General features: G+C 58.8%; 16 protein-coding genes and 1 tRNA gene. 2 read left to right on the top strand and 15 right to left on the bottom strand.

Features of this window, described 5'->3' with window-relative positions; all coding sequences use genetic code 11:
* Positions 1-266: 266 nt before the first annotated feature.
* The 5 genes from nrdF to O3675_RS01645 all read right to left on the bottom strand — a co-directional run bounded on the left by nrdF (position 267) and on the right by O3675_RS01645 (position 6,258).
* The gene (gene nrdF / locus O3675_RS01625; RefSeq protein ID WP_005505797.1) at positions 267-1,244 is read right to left on the bottom strand and encodes a class 1b ribonucleoside-diphosphate reductase subunit beta; all 978 of its coding nucleotides are present in this window, start codon (positions 1,242-1,244) and stop codon (positions 267-269) included.
* 147 nt (positions 1,245-1,391) lie between these two features.
* Positions 1,392-3,572 (bottom strand): class 1b ribonucleoside-diphosphate reductase subunit alpha, encoded by a 2,181-nt coding sequence (gene nrdE, locus O3675_RS01630; protein ID WP_371570540.1) that lies wholly within the window; start codon positions 3,570-3,572, stop codon positions 1,392-1,394.
* Positions 3,545-4,075 (bottom strand): class Ib ribonucleoside-diphosphate reductase assembly flavoprotein NrdI, encoded by a 531-nt coding sequence (gene nrdI / locus O3675_RS01635; RefSeq protein WP_371570543.1) that lies wholly within the window; start codon positions 4,073-4,075, stop codon positions 3,545-3,547. The genes nrdE and nrdI overlap by 28 nt, the downstream gene beginning before the upstream one ends.
* Positions 4,076-4,149: 74 nt before the next feature.
* Complete coding sequence (gene nrdH, locus O3675_RS01640) at positions 4,150-4,374, bottom strand: glutaredoxin-like protein NrdH (RefSeq protein ID WP_005505794.1); 225 nt, start codon at positions 4,372-4,374, stop codon at positions 4,150-4,152.
* A 774-nt stretch (positions 4,375-5,148) separates the two neighbouring features.
* Positions 5,149-6,258 (bottom strand): phosphatase domain-containing protein, encoded by a 1,110-nt coding sequence (locus O3675_RS01645; RefSeq protein WP_314669246.1) that lies wholly within the window; start codon positions 6,256-6,258, stop codon positions 5,149-5,151.
* Between the two features lie 177 nt (positions 6,259-6,435).
* Between O3675_RS01645 and O3675_RS01650 the strand changes: the two genes are divergently transcribed.
* Both O3675_RS01650 and O3675_RS01655 read left to right on the top strand, forming a co-directional pair.
* Positions 6,436-7,545: a polysaccharide deacetylase family protein gene (locus O3675_RS01650; RefSeq protein WP_371570546.1), complete on the top strand. Its 1,110-nt coding sequence runs from the start codon at positions 6,436-6,438 to the stop codon at positions 7,543-7,545.
* A gap of 241 nt (positions 7,546-7,786) precedes the next feature.
* The gene (locus O3675_RS01655) at positions 7,787-8,539 is read left to right on the top strand and encodes a DsbA family protein (protein WP_371570549.1); all 753 of its coding nucleotides are present in this window, start codon (positions 7,787-7,789) and stop codon (positions 8,537-8,539) included.
* A gap of 145 nt (positions 8,540-8,684) precedes the next feature.
* Here O3675_RS01655 and O3675_RS01660 read toward each other — a convergent pair whose 3' ends face one another.
* The 10 genes from O3675_RS01660 to nadD form a co-directional block, all read right to left on the bottom strand.
* Entirely contained in the window at positions 8,685-9,545 is an 861-nt protein-coding gene (locus O3675_RS01660) for an IS3 family transposase (protein ID WP_371570551.1), read from the bottom strand.
* A complete protein-coding gene (locus tag O3675_RS01665; RefSeq protein WP_371570554.1) occupies positions 9,545-10,057 on the bottom strand; it encodes a helix-turn-helix domain-containing protein in 513 nt (170 codons plus the stop codon). The genes O3675_RS01660 and O3675_RS01665 overlap by 1 nt, the downstream gene beginning before the upstream one ends.
* 118 nt (positions 10,058-10,175) lie before the next feature.
* Positions 10,176-10,448, bottom strand: coding sequence for a hypothetical protein (locus O3675_RS01670; RefSeq protein WP_230457242.1), 273 nt, complete (start codon positions 10,446-10,448; stop codon positions 10,176-10,178).
* Positions 10,449-10,494: 46 nt separating this feature from the next.
* Positions 10,495-11,529: a polysaccharide deacetylase family protein gene (locus O3675_RS01675; RefSeq protein ID WP_314910028.1), complete on the bottom strand. Its 1,035-nt coding sequence runs from the start codon at positions 11,527-11,529 to the stop codon at positions 10,495-10,497.
* 315 nt (positions 11,530-11,844) lie between these two features.
* Positions 11,845-13,245 (bottom strand): glutaminase, encoded by a 1,401-nt coding sequence (locus tag O3675_RS01680; RefSeq protein WP_371570559.1) that lies wholly within the window; start codon positions 13,243-13,245, stop codon positions 11,845-11,847.
* A gap of 344 nt (positions 13,246-13,589) precedes the next feature.
* The gene (locus O3675_RS01685) at positions 13,590-14,564 is read right to left on the bottom strand and encodes a cation diffusion facilitator family transporter (RefSeq protein ID WP_102033726.1); all 975 of its coding nucleotides are present in this window, start codon (positions 14,562-14,564) and stop codon (positions 13,590-13,592) included.
* 112 nt (positions 14,565-14,676) lie between these two features.
* A tRNA-Ala gene (locus tag O3675_RS01690) sits at positions 14,677-14,749 on the bottom strand.
* Positions 14,750-14,964: 215 nt separating this feature from the next.
* On the bottom strand, positions 14,965-15,402 hold the full coding sequence (gene rsfS, locus O3675_RS01695; protein WP_005505774.1) for a ribosome silencing factor: 438 nt from the start codon (positions 15,400-15,402) through the stop codon (positions 14,965-14,967).
* A gap of 67 nt (positions 15,403-15,469) precedes the next feature.
* Positions 15,470-16,537, bottom strand: coding sequence for a sulfite reductase subunit alpha (locus O3675_RS01700; RefSeq protein ID WP_313988965.1), 1,068 nt, complete (start codon positions 16,535-16,537; stop codon positions 15,470-15,472).
* Positions 16,530-17,279 carry a nicotinate-nucleotide adenylyltransferase gene (nadD, locus tag O3675_RS01705; protein WP_070543680.1) on the bottom strand — a complete coding sequence of 250 codons (750 nt, stop codon included), beginning with the start codon at positions 17,277-17,279 and terminating at the stop codon, positions 16,530-16,532. The genes O3675_RS01700 and nadD overlap by 8 nt, the downstream gene beginning before the upstream one ends.
* Positions 17,280-17,331 lie beyond the last annotated feature (52 nt).

A 17,331-nucleotide genomic window follows, 5' to 3' on the forward strand; every position in this document is an offset into this window, starting at 1 on the left:
ATCAGAGTACGCCCCGCACCCCGATATATCAATAATTTTTTATGCTACGGGGTGAAGGTAAAAATCCCGACAACCGGAACCAGAAAAACCGCTCCTACTCCCCCGATTCCCGAGCGTTTCCGCGCCAGGTTAAACCGGGGAAGCCTGGGCATCCTGGCACGTTAAATAGCCCGGTTAAACGGCGGAACCCCCGCGCATCCACAGTGGACACGCGGGGGTTCCGCTCGGTTTATCTCAGCCTCATAACTAAAGGCAAGAAAGGGGGCTCAGAAGTCCCAGTCCTCGTCCTCAGTGTTCACAGCCTTACCAATCACGTAGGAAGAGCCGGAACCGGAGAAGAAGTCGTGGTTCTCATCAGCATTCGGGGACAGCGCCGACAGAATCGCCGGGGACACGTTAGTCACGGTCGCCGGGAACATCGGCTCGTAGCCCAGGTTCATCAGAGCCTTGTTAGCGTTGTAGTGCAGGAACTTCTTCACGTCCTCGCTCCAACCCACACCGTCATACAGGGAGTGGGTGTACGCCACCTCGTTCTCGTACAGTTCGTACAGCAGGTTGAAGGTGTACTCCTTCAGCTCTGCCTGACGCTCCGCGGACTCCTTCGCCAGGCCGCGCTGGAACTTGTAGCCAATGTAGTAGCCGTGCACTGCCTCGTCACGAATAATCAGACGAATCAGGTCAGCGGTGTTAGTCAGCTTCGCGTGCGAAGACCAGTACATGGGCAGGTAGAAGCCCGAGTAGAACAGGAAGGACTCCAGCAGAGTGGAGGCAACCTTCTTCTTCAGCGGGTCATCACCGGTGTAGTAGGACAGAACAATCTTCGCCTTCTTCTGCAGGTGCTCATTCTCAGAAGCCCAGCGGAACGCCTCGTCAATCTCCTTGGTGGAGGCGAGGGTCGAGAAGATCGAGGAGTACGACTTTGCGTGCACGGACTCCATGAACGCAATGTTGGTGTACACGGCCTCTTCGTGCGCGGTCACAGCGTCCGGCAACAGGGACACAGCACCGACAGTACCCTGGATGGTGTCCAGCAGGGTCAGACCGGTGAAGACGCGCATGGTCAGCTGCTTCTCTTCCTCGGTCAGGGTCTTCCAGGAGGGCACGTCGTTGCTCAGCGGCACCTTCTCCGGGAGCCAGAAGTTACCGGTCAGACGATCCCAAACCTCAAGGTCCTTCTCGTCCTCAATACGGTTCCAGTTGATAGCCTCGACCACGTGGTCGACGAGCTTCACCTTTTCGCTCATTAGTAATTCTCCGATTCTTAAGGGGCGGTTACGGTCCCACGCGCGCCCAGCCAGTCGCGCAGGCGGTTTGCGTGTTCACCGTAACCACCCCCTCCAGTCTTTAGTTATAGTGTGCCAGCTCAGGCTGAATGCGTCACAGCATTCGGGCTAGAGCATGCAGGATACGCAGCCTTCAACCTCGGTACCCTCAAGAGCCATCTGACGCAGACGGATGTAGTAGATGGTCTTGATGCCCTTACGCCATGCGTAAATCTGGGCGCGGTTGATATCGCGGGTGGTTGCGGTATCGCGGAAGAAGAGGGTCAGCGACAGGCCCTGGTCCACGTGCTGGGTTGCCACAGCGTAGGTGTCGATGATCTTCTCGTAACCAATTTCGTAGGAGTCCTGGTAGTACTCCAGGTTGTCGTTGGTCATGTACGGCGCCGGGTAGTAGACGCGGCCGAGCTTGCCTTCCTTGCGGATCTCAATCTTCGAAGCGATCGGGTGAATCGAAGAGGTCGAGCCGTTGATGTAGGAGATGGAGCCGGTCGGCGGAACAGCCTGCAGGTTCTGGTTGTACATGCCGTACTGTGCCACGTCAGCAGCCAGCTGGATCCACTCTTCACGGGTGGGGATGTGGTGCTTAGCGAACAGTTCGCGGGTACGCTCGGTCTGCGGTGCCCATTCCTTCTCAATGTACTTGGCGAAGAACTCACCGGATGCGTACTTCGAGTTCTCGAAGCCCTCGAAACGCTGGCCGCGTTCCTTAGCAATCTGCATGGAGGCGCGGATTGCGTGGTAGGCGACGGTGTAGAAGTACATGTTGGTGAAGTCCAGTGCTTCTTCGGAACCGTAGTAGATGTGCTCGCGTGCCAGGTAGCCGTGCAGGTTCATCTGGCCCAGACCCACGGCGTGGCTCATGTTGTTGCCGCGCTCGATGGAGGGTACGGAGCGGATGTCGGACTGGTCGGAGACGGAGGTCAGCGAACGAATCGCGGTTTCCACGGTCTTGCCGAAGTCGTCGCCGTCCATGGTCAGTGCAATGTTCAGCGAACCGAGGTTGCAGGAGATGTCCTTACCGACGGTCTCGTAGCCGAGGTCAGCGTGGTAGGTGGACGGCTCAGAAACCTGCAGGATCTCGGAGCACAGGTTGGACATGATAATCTTACCGGCGATGGGGTTCGCGCGGTTGACGGTGTCTTCGAACATCACGTACGGGTAGCCGGACTCGAACTGGATCTCTGCGATGGTCTGGAAGAACTCACGCGCGTTGATCTTGGTCTTGGTGATGCGTGCATCGTCGACCATCTCGTAGTACTTCTCGGAGACGTTGATGTCGGAGAAGGGCACGCCGTAGATGCGTTCCACATCGTACGGGGAGAAGAGGTACATGTCCTCGTTCTTCTTCGCCAGCTCGAAGGTGATGTCGGGGATGACAACGCCCAGGGAGAGGGTCTTGATGCGGATCTTCTCGTCAGCGTTCTCACGCTTGGTGTCCAGGAAGGCGTAGATGTCGGGGTGGTGTGCGTGCAGGTACACGGCACCGGCACCCTGACGTGCGCCGAGCTGGTTTGCGTAGGAGAAGGCGTCTTCGAGCAGCTTCATGACGGGGATAACGCCCGAGGACTGGTTCTCAATCTTCTTAATGGGCGCACCGGACTCGCGCAGGTTGGTCAGGGCAAATGCCACGCCGCCGCCGCGCTTGGAGAGCTGCAGTGCAGAGTTGATGGAGCGGCCGATGGACTCCATGTTGTCTTCCATGCGCAGCAGGAAGCAGGAGACGAGCTCGCCGCGCTGCTTCTTACCTGCGTTGAGGAAGGTCGGGGTTGCCGGCTGGAAACGGCCGGAGATGATCTCGTCGACGATGTCTTCGGCGAGCTTCTCGTTGCCTTCTGCCAGCAGCAGTGCGACCATGCAGACGCGGTCTTCGAAACGCTCCAGGTAGCGCTGACCGTCGAAGGTCTTGAGCGCGTAGGAGGTGTAGAACTTGAAGGCACCCAGGAAGGTCGGGAAGCGGAACTTCACGGCGTAGGCGCGCTTGAACAGGTTCTTGATGAACTGGAAGTTGTACTTGTCGAAGAGTTCCGGCTCGTAGTACTGGTTCTCAATCAGGTACTCAATCTTCTCTTCCAGGTCGTGGAAGAAGACGGTGTTGTTGTTGACGTGCTGCAGGAAGTACTGACGTGCCGCCTGGCGGTCTGCATCGAACTGAATCTGGCCGTTCTCATCGTAGAGGTTCAGCAGTGCGTTCAGCTCGTGGTAGCTCATACCCTTGAACTTCTCGGGCACGCTCTTGCCGTTGTGGCCTGCACCGAGAGTTTCTAGTGCTGAGGGCAGTTTTGCGTCCAAAATGCTTCCAATCCTTCGTTGACTTTTTCTACATCTGAATCGGTGCCCATGAGCTCAAATTTGAAGAGCACGGGCACATCGCACTTCTTGGCGACAATGTCTGCCGCGATACCGAAGAGCGGACCAAAGTTGGTGTTGCCGGAGCCAATCACACCGAGTATGTGGTGGCGATTCTGCTCCACGTTCAGGAATTTAACCACCTGCGGGGGAACGTTACCGACGCCATCAGGCTTGCCGTAGGTGGGGACGATGAGCACGAACGGCTCATCAAGAATGAGGGTGTCCTCGCCGGTGCGCAGCGGCAGGCGGAGGCGGCGGGCACGGATCTTCTCCACGAACTTGTGGGTGTTACCGGAGATGGAGGAGAAGTACACGATGAGTGGCGCTGTGTCGTCCAGTTCGACCTCGGTCGCTCGACCCTCGGAGGCGTTGCGTGCGTCCAGAAGGATCTTCCGGATTTCTGCGTGCTCGTCGACGGGGTTGGGCGTGAGGGCGGTACTCAATCTGTACTCCTTATTCTCGTGTGCCGGTGTGGTTCCGTGCCGATTTTCCGTTTGTACGGGTTTCGGCAGGGTTGTTACGCTGCCAGAGCGTTGATCTTGTCGGGCTGGAAGCCGGACCAGTGCTCGTCGCCTGCGATGACGACGGGTGCCTGCATGTAGCCGAGGGACTTGACCATTTCGAGGGCCTGAGCGTCTTCGGTGATATCAACCTTGGTGTAGCTGATACCCTTCGCGTCGAGGGCGCGGTAGGTCATGTTGCACTGGACGCACTGGGGCTTGGTGTACACGGTCACTACCATGGGAGTGCCTCTTACTTTCTCCCGCTCGGGCGGGGCTATCTCGTGAATGAATCTGGCGTGTTTCGTCGGTGGTTCACCACGTGTTGTTTACGGCGGGCGCTGTGCCGTCCGCTACCCCCTCCTAGTGGGGCGTGGCGGTTTCCTGCGCTGGGGCAGGGCGCCTAAAAGTGCCGTAGTGGTGGAACCGAGTATTAATACTACATCTAGTGTCGAGATTTTTCTTCACCACAAGATGATGTGGTGCGAGGGTCGTGTTTCGTTCGATAAACCCACAGTTGAACCCACTTAAGAGGGGGTGTCTACAGCTTATCCACACCCTGCCGCGGGGCTAGTTCGCCGTATTTTCGCGGGGTGTGCCGGGTTATCCACAGGTGGGGTTTAAGTTGGTCAGGATTTTTAAGGGTTCATTCGCCCGCTGAGTTGAGGTTCAGTTAACCTCATGTATGCTTTCGAGGGCATAAAACCCGGAAGATTCGGGCTTGATTTTAAAGAAATCTTAACTCTCGCCCATTCTTGCGCGGAACGGCGCGGTTTTAAAGCAGAACGGACTTTCTTAAAGGCGGGGGTTAACCCCCTTCGAGCGGCTTTAAGCTATGTGATTAAGGCTGTAGAAAAGATTTTTAACTCTTTTTCAGCAGCCGGTGTGTCGTGGGTTTAAGTTGGTTAATGCTTCTGGAATGGCAAAACCCACCGCATATACCGGTATTTCACGGTATTCACGGTGGGTTTACTGGGTATCAGCGCTGGTTTTAGCAACCGGCGAGCAGTAACCGGTTAGAAATCAATCAGGCCCAGCTCGCGCAGCTTCTTGCTGAGCGTTACGCCGTCGGTGGCTTCAATCCACAGCGGCGAGCGCATCATCTGTTCGGCGCGGTAGTCGCTCCACACGCGGCCGGAGGCGAGCATGGTCTCCCCCACGGTCAGGTTGCGGATGACGATTGCCGCCACGTTGTCCGGGTAGCGTACCGCGAAGCCGTTGTAGATGTACGGGTCGCGCTGCCCGTCATCGCCGACGAGGATCCATTTCATCTGCGGGAATTCCTCGGCGAGGCGGCGCAGGGACTCAACCTTGTGGTTGGTGCCGGAGCGGAACCAGCGGTCGGGGGTGGGGCCCCAGTCGGTGAGCAGGAACGTGCCGCGCGGGTAGCCGTTGCGGCTGAGGAAGCGGCGCAGGGTCGGGGTGATGTTCCAGGCGCCGGTGGACAGGTACATGAACGGCGCATCCGGGTGGCTGCGGCGGATACGGTCGGTCATGACCGCCATGCCGGGGGTGGGGATGCGTGCGTGCTCGTCGAGAATGAAGGAGTTCCAGGCGGCTACCATGGGGCGCGGCAGCATGGTGACCATGACGGTGTCGTCGACGTCCATGATGACGCCGAGCTTCTGGCTTTCGGGAACGATGTAGACGCTGGTTGCTACGGCGCGGGAGCCGGGCACGTACATGATGACTTCGTGCATGCCGGGTTCCAGGTCGATGCTGAGTTTGACGTCGAGCACGCCGCCGCGGTCGGTGTACGCCTCGTACTTGGTGCCGTCGATGACGATGGTGACGGGCGCATCGGACATTGCGGTTGCAGTGAAGGAGCGCCAGCCGCGCATGGGGTTGGCGGTGTCTTGGGTGCCTTCTACGACCTGCAGCAGGCGTTCGAGGTTGACCGTCTTGTAGAGTGCGCGGGCGATGATGCGGACCCAGCCGGGGTTTCCTTCGGAGGCGGCGCGGCCGTAGCCTTCGGTGGGCACGAGGATAGGCTCGCGACCGGCGGCGATGGCGCGCTTTTCGCGCCACCTGTGCAGCCGGTCTGCAACACGGTAGCCGATGTTGACTGCCTCGTCGGCAGCATCGTTCACAAGGTTGCGCAGTTCGTGAGTGCCCAAATTCTCCATCCCACTAGTGTAGCGGAGCGTTACCGGCTTGCGGCTTTAGGATTTTGTGTTCTTATACCTAGTTTTTATACCTATTAATACTGTGGTGCTGAGCGCGGGGTGTGATGTGCACATTATTTAGGGTGTATTCGCTGTTCAGATTCGTTCCTTGCAGGTGGGGGCGTTATCCTGGAGAGTATGACCCACTCACAGCCTAACCGCCGACTTTTTGTGCTCGGCACTGCTATGCTTCCGCTGATTGCTGCCTGCTCGAAGACGTCGAATGACTACGACGGCACCAGCGGTAATTTCACTCCGTATCAGGCTGGCGGCGAGACCTCTGCTGCTACTCGCCCCGCACCCACGAATTCGCCGACGGTTGCCGCTGCTGGCAACCCGGTTGATAAGCCGCGCGAATGGCCCGGTATCGGCAACTCCCTCATTGGTGACGGCAAGTATGTTGCGTGGACTGTTGATGACGGCGCAAGCCCGGAGGCGATTCGCGGCTACGCTGAGTTCTCGAAGCGTACGAATACTCGCCTGACCTTCTTCATTAACGCTTCTTACACCGGGTTTAAGGAGCATGTGTCGTTGTTGCGTCCGCTGGTTCAGAGTGGCCAGATTCAGGTTGCGAACCACACGTACAACCACGCTGACCTGACCACCCTGGATGCTGAGGGTGTGAAGGAAGAGCTGCAACGTAACGAAGACGAGATTATGAGCATGTTCGGTGTCTCGTCGAAGCCGTACTTCCGCCCGCCGTACGGCCGCTATAACGATGCGGTGCTGAAGGCTGCCGGTGAGATTGGTTTTACCCGCCCGGTCATGTGGAACGGCACTACCGGTGACGAGGCGAAGACCAGCTCCCGTGTGATTTACATGCGCTGCATCCGCTACATGCTGCCGCAGCAGATTGTGCTGGGTCACCTGAACTACGAGACAATCATCCCGATCCTCGATAAGGTGAAGGGCCTGCTCGATGACCGCGGCCTGACTGCGGTGACGGTTCGTGACTACTACGGTGACGCATCCGAGGAAGAGATTAAGGCGGCGGCTCCTTCGCCGACCCCCACCCCGGAGGAGAACACCCCCTCCCCCGAGGCAACTACGGAGGCGCCTACCCCTACCCCGGAGCCGACTACTGAGGCTCCGACTCAGGCGCCGACTACCCGCTATGAGGATGAGGTAGCGGCAAGCCAGCAGGCTACGACTGCACCTGCGGCGGCAACCACTACGGCTCCGCCGGCTCGTGCGACCACCGCACCTGCGGCTACTGCCACTACCGCACCGGCGGCTGCCCGCCGATAGGTTCGCGTATTTCGCGTGTGCTAAGCCCCCTTGGCCCGGTTCCTGTACGGACATTCCTATACAGGGATTCTGTACGAACCGGCGCGAGGGGGCTTTGCCGTACCCGGCGGGAATAACCGCTGGGGAATAAACTCTGGGAAATAACGCTGGGAATAGCCGGGAATAAACGCGGCAGCCGGGGCGTTAGGTGAGCATACAAGGCAGCAACGTGCCGCATCCGAGTATGAGAGGAATAGATAACATGCGTATTGATATTTGGTCCGATATTGTGTGCCCCTTCTGCTACGTGGGCAAGCGTAACCTGGAGCAGGCGCTCGCTGAGTTTGAGCACCGTGACGAGGTTGAGGTGGTGTGGCATAGTTTTGAGCTGGACCCGTCGGCTACGGAGCATCCGGCAGGTTCGCTACCTGAGCTGATTGCCGGTAAGTATCAGATGTCGCTGGAGCAGGCGATTGCGAGCCAGGAGTCGTTGGCGGAGCGTGCCCGTGAGGTGGGTTTGGATTTCAATTGGCGTCAGGCACGGTACGGTAACACGTTTGATGCGCACCGTGTGATTCATTATGCGGCGGAGCAGGGTTTGGCGTCGGCGGCGCAGGAGGCGTTTAAGCTGGCGTACTTTACGCAGGGCCGTTCGGTGCAGGATCACGAGTCGATTCTGGATATTGCTTCTGAGATTGGCCTGGATACTGCCGAGGTTGAGGCGGTGTTGAAGAGCGACCGTTACGCGGCGGATGTGCGTGCCGACGAGCAGTTAGCGCGTCAGCTGGGCATTAATGGTGTGCCGTTCTTTTTGATTGAGTCGAAGTGGGCGGTCAGTGGTGCGCAGCCTGCGAAGATGCTGGTGCAGGCGCTACGTCAGGTGTGGGAGGAAACTCACCGTGTGGAGTTTTTGAACCCGCTGGCGGGCGCGGCTGGTGATACTGCGGGTGACGGCGCGGGTAGCAATGCTGCGGAGGCGGGTCCGTCCTGCGATGTGAACGGCAACTGCTCCTAGTAGCCGCTGAGCGAGGCGCGGCGGGGGTGCTACTCCCCTAGCGCCCCGGCTGGTGTCCCCAGATTTAGTGAAGCCCCAGATATAGCGAAGCCCCCTCGCACTATTGAACTGCGCCCCGAAACTTGGACGCTATAAATAGTAACCCCTATATGGCTTCCAGCAGGGCCTGAACCCGGTACTCTACCGGGGTCAGGCCCTTAAGCTTCACCTGACGCCTTACCGTATTCCAGTGCATGATATAGGCCTCAAGGTCAGCTTTGAAACTCTCAAAGGTCTGCCAGTCTTGGCCACGAAAAAACTCGTCCTTAAGGTGTCCAAAGACCTGCTCAGTGGCACCGTTATCAATGCAGTTACCCTTGCGTGACATACTCTGAACAAAACCATTATCAGCAAGCGTTCTGACATAGGTCTCATGCTGATACTGCCAACCCATATCCGAATGCAAAATCGGTTCAACCCCTGCAGGCTTAGCATCCATGAGTACCTGAAGCATCTGTTGCTGCTGGGCAAGATTAGGGCACATCGAGATCGAGTGGGCAACAATCTCCTTGCTGGCAAAGTCGTAGACCGGAGCGAGGTAGGCCTTACCAAAGGAAAGCTTAAACTCGGTAACATCGGTACCCAACTTCTGCCAAGGACCAGTCGCCGTGAAGTTGCGACCAATAATGTTGGCGAACCTTTGCCCCACAGACCCCTTGTAAGAGTTGTACCTGCGGTAGGCCCTCTCACGGCGTATACCGCAGCGCAGCCCCATCTGACGCATCATCTTCAAGACCGTCTTATCGGCAATGCGCACCCCTTCCTCAGCGCGCAGGCACATAGCTACTTGTCTGTGACCGCACCCGTTGGGGGTACGCGAAAAGATTTGGGCGACCTTGGGACGTAGCTGTACTCTGGTTGGCTGCTGGGGGTGAGCCAGTGCGTAGTAGTAGCTCGACCTGGCAAGGCCAGCAGCTTCGAGGAGGTCGTACAGCTTGTGTCCATGCCCTGAAAGCTCAGCGACCACTAGGGCTTTGTCCCGGTTTGGGAGCGCTTCTGCGCCTTCAGGGCAATCGATTTTTTTAGGTACGCCACCTGTGCCTCAAGCTTGCGCACACGCTCGGCGAGTTCCTCCTCACGCGTTGGTGGCACCGCCCGTACCGACCCCTTCGGCCTGCCCTTGGGCTTAGGCTTAAGCGCCTGCGCGCCGCCCTGGCGGTACAGCCTGCACCACTGCTTCAACGGTGTTGCGCTTGCAATACCGAAGCGCATCATTGCTTCAGGCTTACTCATCCCACCGTCAACCACAGCCTTCGCTGCGGCGACCTTGGTCTCATAGTCGTATTTGGTGTGCTTTACTCCCATGGCAAGAAGCCCGCCCTTCCCGATGACGCGGTACATTTTCTGCCACTCTCTCACAGTCGCGGCAGACATACCAAGCCTTTTGGCGGTTAAACCATAGCCAAATCCCTTCTCAAACATCTGCGCTGCCTGCTCCCGAAGCAAACGGTCATGCCTTGATCTCAGATGTTCAGACATGAAAAGCCTCCTGTTTCTTGGACTTTAATTTTGTTGTCCAAGAAACGGGAGGCAGTTCATTTCTAGTACGAGGGGGCTTCGTCGTATCAGCTTCGTTCTGTCAGCTCAGCCGGTGAGGTTAGCGCGGCTGGTAAGCGCGGGCACGCTCAGCACGAGCACGGCGCGCCTCCGCATCCTGCAAGACCGGCACCAGCATACGAACCAGCTGGCCCATACCGCGCAGCACCAAATTCAGCCACAAACCAACAGACCACACCGCCGCCACACGCGGATGCCCCGTGCGCATCCACCGCACACCCAGAAAAGACAGCGAGTAATACAGCAGAAGCAGCAGCGACTCACGGAAGCGGTGCACCTGCCGAAGGAGAGGGTTCTGAGGAAGCTTCATCATGCCTCCCAGTATACCCATCGGAACCCCCCGCCGGGGCTCCCCCGCACTACCCGTAATAGTCGCGAATCGTCACCGTCTTCAACCCGCGCCGATCCAACAACGCCCGAATACGGTCCAGCTCAGACACCACACCCCGATAATTCAAATGCCCAATCACAATATGCTGAGCCAACGCATACTTCTCCGCATAGGCATACACCTCAGCCGAAGAAATATTAGACGAATCCGCCAACGACCCGTACCACAGAACCGGGCGCGTAAAACCACACGACGCCGCAGCCGCCAACACGCGCGCATCATAATACCCGTACGGCGGGCGGAAATACGGCTTCGAAGACACCCCAAACAGGCGCCTAATCTCCTCATCATTACGGGTCAACTCCTGAACAATCTGCTCATCCGTCAGGCTCGTCAACGCCGCATGACTATACGTATGGTTCGCAATCTGCAACTGACCGCTCTTCACCAGCGGCAACAACAGGTCACGATGCTGTCTAAACGCCGGGTACTGACCGTTAATAAAGAAGGTGAGGCGCGTGCCGGTACGGCGGGAAAACTCCGCGTAGGCGCGTACCACCTCCGGGTCTGCGCCGTCATCGACCGTCCACGCAATATACTTGCCCTCACCGGGCAGGCCAGTCTGCGGGCCAGTCCAGGCACGAGCTTCGGGAACCGGGTTCGACGAGGTCGCAGTCGCAGAAGCGGTCTTAGATGCTGCGGCGGTCGGGGATGGGGTACCCGTTGCGGAGCCAGATGCGGAAGGGGTCGAAGAAGGGCTCGCCGAGGCGCTACCCGACGCACTACCGGACGGGGTGTTCGACGGGGTACTGCCCGAGGCAGACCCACTAGCCGTTACCTCGTGAGCGTCATCCGCCGCGGACGTGGTGCAACCGGTGAGGCCAAGACCCAGCACGCCGAAGCCCACCGCGCCCAGACCAAAGGTACCAACGTGTTGTAAGAGTTCCCGTCGCCCCATGGAGGCGCGGGCAGAAGCACCCGCCACCGCCCGGTCAGCGGTGGGATCAGTAATAGCGGATTGACGAGGAGCGATAGGTGTTTCTGGGTGTGGAACAGTGTTCATATTACGAGTGTATGATGAGACCACTGTTAGCTATCGAAAAATTCAAAATATTACTTAATGATTAACAACTGCGCTATTAAAGAACCTCTACGTACTTTCAGTCCCCTCACTCACCGAAGACCACGCTCAGTACGCTAAGCTACCCGCACGCCAGATAATCCAGGTACAGATTCAAGTACAGCCCCAGCTACAGCGCAAGGTGCAATTCTAAGTACAGCAAGACCCCTCCCCCAGAACACGTTCACAACGCGCCCGGGAAAGGGGCCTCAATATATAAGTTCACACAATCGTACAACCAAGTACGCGGAGAAAAACCTACTCGGACTCCGAAGCTTCCGGCTGCTCCGACTTAGCGGATTCCAACGCATTCAGTGCCTCCAGAGCCGCAGCCTCCGCAGCTTCTTCGGCGTCCGCCTCAGCCACACGCTCAGCATCCGACTCAGCAGAAGTCACCGCCGCCGGGTTCGTCAGAACCTTCACGCCCATGCTGCGCAGCGCATCCGTATTCGTGATCGTCTCGTCATTATCAATCAGGTACACCTTGTACCCGTCATTCCGCAGGCGACGCATCAGCTCCAGGAGCATGCTCTGAGCGACCTCATCCACCGCGTACACGCGCGTCACATCCAGGGCAACCTTGGAACCCTCCATCGGGGATTCCACAATCTCACGAATCACGCGCTCCACACCCGCAAAACGGATGCGGCCCTGCAACTGAATCAGACGCATAGACTCATCACCCGAACCGATCTGGTAGTTCGCGCGCAACGCCGAACGAGCCACGGTCGGCACGTTCATCACGTGCATGCCCATGTCATCCGAGAACTGCTCGAACAGCTCCACACCGCGCACACTGTTACCGTGACCGTCAAGGCGCGGCGAGAACGTTGCCACACCCAGCTGACCGGGCACCGCACCAATGATGCCGCCGCCCACGCCGCTCTTCGCCGGAACACCCACCTGGGTCGCCCAGTCACCCGCAGAGTTATACATGCCGCACGTGAACATGACGCTCAGCACCTGACGCACCACAGTCTTAGGAACCACCTGCTCACCCGTCACCGGATGCACACCATAGTTCGCCAGAGTCGCCGCCATCAGCGCCAAATCCTTAACCGTCACCATGAGCGAGCACTGGCGGGTGTAGCCCTGCACCGCCACGGTCGGGTCACCGGTCAGGATGCCGTGACCACGCAGCATATGCGCAATCGCGTAGTTGCGGTGCGCGTGCTCCAGCTCAGACTCGTACACGCGCTCATTCACCGACAGGCGGCGGCCCGCAAACGCAGACAGACCAGAAATGACGCGTTCCATGCGCTCGCCCTGAGTCGCACCGGGAGGTCCCACCAGCGAATGGGTGGTAATCGCACCCGCGTTAATCATCGGGTTCAGCGGCTTACCGGAGCCGTCCTCCAGGGACAGCTCGTTGAACGGCTCACCGGAAGGCTCCACGCCCACCTTCGCGAGCACATCATCATAGCCGCGGTCCGCGAGCGCCAGAGCGTACACGAACGGCTTAGAAATCGACTGGATCGTGAACTCCACATCGGAGTCGCCGGCGGCGTACTGCTCACCGTCAACCATGGCGATGGACGCGGCGAGCTTGTCCGGGTCCACGGCGGCAAGTTCCGGAATGTAGTTTGCCAGCTCACCGGAGGTATCAGAAGCGACCGACTCGAGGGTCTCAGCTAGGTAAGTGGCAATAGGTGAATGCATGGTGTTCCGTATCTGCTGCTAATCGTGGTTGTTCTCGTCAAAAATCTATGGATGCGCCCGCCGGCTGTTCCGTTTCAGCTGTTCCGTTTCAGTCGGGCTGAGGCGCTCATCATTGCAGGCTACCGCGGCTACCAAGCTAAAGAGCCAGCCAGCGGACCTGTCAAAGTGTGTGGGTGAGGAGCACCTTTTGCTCCCTAAAGAGTGTATCTTTTGCGTGTTGAAGCCACCAAATATAACGGTCGCTACTCCCCCGCTATTTCAGGCTCTGGTACCTGTTCTGGTTTGCCGTTTTCTGCCGTAATTTACCGCGGCGGGCAGAACCGCCGATGAAGCCCGGGCAAAACCTACGGGTGGCGAATCGAAGCCGGCTCACGACCACCCAACTCGGCAGTCTCCAGCTGGAACGTCGAATGCTCCACCGACACCTCAAAATGGCCCGCCACGCACGAACGGATACGGTCCAGAATTGCCACCGCAGAGCCGTCATGGAAGCAAGAATCTGCAACCACCACGTGCGCGGTCACCACCGGCAGACCGGTCGCCACCATCGAGGCGTGCACATCGTGCACCTCTACAACGCCCTCAACGCGCAGCATGTGCTCACGCATCGCGTCCAGGTCCAGACCGTCCGGGGTGAACTCCATGAGCACCGCGGTCGTCTGCCTCATCAGGCGCATCGCACGCGGCACAATCAGTGCCGCAATGAACAGACCCGCCAGGGCGTCCGCCTGGTAGAAGCCGGTCAGCCAAATCACGATAGCCGCCACAATCACACCCAGCGAACCCAGGGCGTCATTGAGCACCTCCAGGAACGCGGCACGCATATTGAAGTTTGCGTTCCTCGCCGTAGCCAGCACCGCAATGCCGATAGCGTTCGCCACCAGGCCAACCACACCAAAGATCAGCAGCTCGGTGCCGGGCACCTCCGGCGGGGCGAACAGGCGATGCACGCCCTCCACCGCCGTGTAGATACCCACTGCCAGCAGCAGCACCGACTGACCCAGCGCCGCCAGCACCTCAATGCGACGGAAACCCCACGTGCGGCGGGACGTTGCCGGGCGCGTCATGAGCGAAGCCGCAGTGAGCGCAACCAGCAGACCGGACGCATCCGTAACAGCGTGCGCAGTATCAGTGAGCAGCGCGAGACTTCCCGTGACCAGCGAACCAATCGCCTGCGCCAACACAATAACGACCGCCAGACTGAACGCAATCAGCAGGCGCGGACGCATCGAAGCGGCGTCCTCCGGGCTCGGGGCATGCGAATGGTCGTGGTGATGCCCGTGATGCCCGCCGTGGCCGTGATGTGCGTGCGCTCCCATGAGTGACTCCTCAACTATGAACTGTGTTGTTGACTATCGAGAGTTATCGGCAGATAGCAAAATCGCCCGATTCACAAGAACCGGGCGAAAAGCTCCTCAACCGAGGAAAACGTGGAGATAAGGGGACTCGAACCCCTGACCCCCTGCATGCCATGCAGGTGCGCTACCAGCTGCGCCATATCCCCATATTCTGTTAGTGACCTCAACGAGGCAACATGAATATATTACACACACCACGGACAGCGATGCAAACCCGCACACCAAAACCACAAAAGTTACCGGAGGCGGGCGGGTACAGCACAAAGCACGGCAGAGGCAAGCACAGCAAAGGGGCAGGCCCCGCGGCACCGTACAGCGCCAGCAGAACCCACCCCTCATCAGCTAAAAATCAAGCGAAAGCTTACGCCTCATCCTGAGCGGGAATGATGCGCGCAGCATCCTCCTCAGTCTCACCCTCGATGTCGAATGGAGCCTCATTCTCAACGCCCAGCTCAATACGCGGAGCCTCAGCCCACAGACGATCCAGAGCGTAGAACTCGCGGTCCTCCTCATGCTGAACATGCACAACAATATCGCCGAAGTCCAGCAGAATCCAACGACCCGAGGAACGACCCTCACGGCGGACCGGCTTCAGGTCAGCCTGCTCACGCAGAGCGTCCTCAACCTCATCCGCAACAGCGTTCACGAGGCGCTCATTGTGGGCAGAAACCACCAGGAAGCCATCAATCAGACCCATCGCGTCGGATGCATCCACAGCGAACAGGTTCGTTCCCTGCTTCTCCTCCGCAGCGCGGGCGGCAATGCGCAGAGCCTCAATCGAGGACTGTGCAGCAGTCATATTTTCCTTCCTTGCCGGCAGAACACCCGCCGGCAGCACCCCGCAACAGGGGTGCATTGTTCACGGCCTACTTAGGGCCAAAAATCATAATCAGACCAACAATGACCAGGGCGAGCAGCAGCACAATCCACAGCCACGCCAGGGAGGCCTTCTGCGCAGGCTGCAGAACCTCTTCAGCCTTCTCAACAGCGCCCTTAGAAGCGGACTCCTTGGAAGCCTCAGCGGAAGGTACCGGAGCAGACTTGGACTTAGCAACCTTAGAATCAGCAACCTTGGACTCTGCATCCTTCGCGGCTTCCTCAGACTCCTCAGCTTCCTCGGTGACCTCTTCAACCAGGGCAGCGGACTCCTCGGGATCCTGACGATCCACCATGCGCTGCAGCAGCTCCTCCACCTCATCCGGGCTCAGAGCAACAGTCGGGTCGCCGTCCACCGAATCCACGGTGTCACCAGCGGAGGCGCTATCCAGCACGCTCAGGTCAAGACCCTGCGCGTTCACTGCGCTCACGCGGGTGGGCAGTTCGTCAGCAGACTCTTCAACCTCAGCAACCTCAACGGTCTCTTCCACAACGGAAGCGACCTCAGTCTGCTCAGCCTCAAAGTCAGAGCTGTCCAGCTCCTCAACCTTCGGCTCATCGCGCACCAAGTACTGGTGCAGCTCGGGTTCCGGCTTCTCCTCCTTGACCACGGCAATGACCGGGATCGAAGAAGTCATCGGGTTATCCACCGCGGAGGGGCTGGTCGCATCCACACGGTTCTGCGCGATCTCTTCGGGGCGCAGAACACGCAGGCTACTGGTCAGAGGAGCAGGCTCGTGCAGCTTCTCCTCATCGTTCGCCTCAGTGTCAATCTTGCCCTGCGCCGCCAGCGCCGCAAAACGACGCTGCACAGCCAGAACCTGCGGGTCAATAGCACCCGCATGAATCACGGAGCCCATGTTCGCAACAGGCTTCGCGGGCTCACCGCGGCGGGCTGCACGCAGGTACTCGGCAACTTCTTCACGGTAGCGGGCAAGACGACGCGGACCCATCACCTTAGTAGGCGGCGGCACCTCAATGCCGTCCTCGGTCACGTACGTCTCGTAGAGGTACGCTTCGTCCTCGCTATAGGGCTTCGAACCCGTAGCTTCACTCATGTGTTCCCTCATTATTCGTCGATTGGGGTGCCTGCCCAGACTCATCTTTCACGCGGGGCAAGCCGTCACGGTACGCCGTCAAAGCGTCCTTCTTGTACAGGCCGTACTTAGCAATGTACTGCACCACACCATCCGGCACCAGGTACCAGATGGGGGCATCTTCAGCTGCGCGGCGACGAATATCAGTCGAAGAAATCGCCATCGCAGGAATCTTCAGGGTCGTAATATGACGACCCTCAGCCAGCGGCGGATCCAGCTCATGATCGGGGCGGGTCACACCCACAAAAGTCGCCAAATCCCACAGCTTATGGGCATTGCGCCAGGTCATAATCTGGCTAATCGCGTCCGCGCCGGTAATGAAGAACAGGTCAGCATCCGGGCGCAGGGCGCGCAGCTCGTTAAGCGTATCAAAGGTGTAGGTCGCGCCGCCACGGTCAATATCAATACGGCTCACCGTAAAACGCGGGTTCGACGCGGTCGCAATCACCGTCATCAGGTAGCGATGCTCAGCGTCACTCACGTGCCGCTCCCCCACCTTCTGCCAGGGCTGACCGGTCGGAACGAACACGACCTCGTCCAGGTCGAACACGGCGGCAACTTCACTAGCTGCCACCAGGTGTCCGTGGTGAATCGGGTCGAAGGTTCCACCCATCACACCCAGACGCACCCGACCGGGAGTGCGCGGGGGAATCGACTCGGTGCTCGGAGCACCAAAATCAAGGTGAACAGGCTGGTCAGTCACAAATGCCGTCCTTGCTGGGGACAGAGACCGCACCACGGCAGCTAAAAAGCCA

Origin of the sequence: Rothia sp. 27098_8_27 (assembly GCF_041432805.1) — a bacterium.
Taxonomy (GTDB): Bacteria; Actinomycetota; Actinomycetes; order Actinomycetales; family Micrococcaceae; genus Rothia; species Rothia mucilaginosa.

What these genes read in the sequence shown, in the direction of transcription:
- O3675_RS01685 (WP_102033726.1), bottom strand. Translation starts at nt 14,564, where the DNA reads ATGGGAGCGCACGCACATCACGGCCACGGCGGGCATCACGGGCATCAC.
- rsfS (WP_005505774.1), bottom strand. Translation starts at nt 15,402, where the DNA reads ATGACTGCTGCACAGTCCTCGATTGAGGCTCTGCGCATTGCCGCCCGC.
- O3675_RS01665 (WP_371570554.1), bottom strand. Translation starts at nt 10,057, where the DNA reads ATGTCTGAACATCTGAGATCAAGGCATGACCGTTTGCTTCGGGAGCAG.
- nrdH (WP_005505794.1), bottom strand. Translation starts at nt 4,374, where the DNA reads ATGGTAGTGACCGTGTACACCAAGCCCCAGTGCGTCCAGTGCAACATG.
- nrdF (WP_005505797.1), bottom strand. Translation starts at nt 1,244, where the DNA reads ATGAGCGAAAAGGTGAAGCTCGTCGACCACGTGGTCGAGGCTATCAAC.
- O3675_RS01645 (WP_314669246.1), bottom strand. Translation starts at nt 6,258, where the DNA reads ATGGAGAATTTGGGCACTCACGAACTGCGCAACCTTGTGAACGATGCT.
- O3675_RS01700 (WP_313988965.1), bottom strand. Translation starts at nt 16,537, where the DNA reads ATGAGTGAAGCTACGGGTTCGAAGCCCTATAGCGAGGACGAAGCGTAC.
- O3675_RS01670 (WP_230457242.1), bottom strand. Translation starts at nt 10,448, where the DNA reads ATGATGAAGCTTCCTCAGAACCCTCTCCTTCGGCAGGTGCACCGCTTC.
- O3675_RS01680 (WP_371570559.1), bottom strand. Translation starts at nt 13,245, where the DNA reads ATGCATTCACCTATTGCCACTTACCTAGCTGAGACCCTCGAGTCGGTC.
- O3675_RS01675 (WP_314910028.1), bottom strand. Translation starts at nt 11,529, where the DNA reads ATGAACACTGTTCCACACCCAGAAACACCTATCGCTCCTCGTCAATCC.
- O3675_RS01650 (WP_371570546.1), top strand. Translation starts at nt 6,436, where the DNA reads ATGACCCACTCACAGCCTAACCGCCGACTTTTTGTGCTCGGCACTGCT.
- O3675_RS01655 (WP_371570549.1), top strand. Translation starts at nt 7,787, where the DNA reads ATGCGTATTGATATTTGGTCCGATATTGTGTGCCCCTTCTGCTACGTG.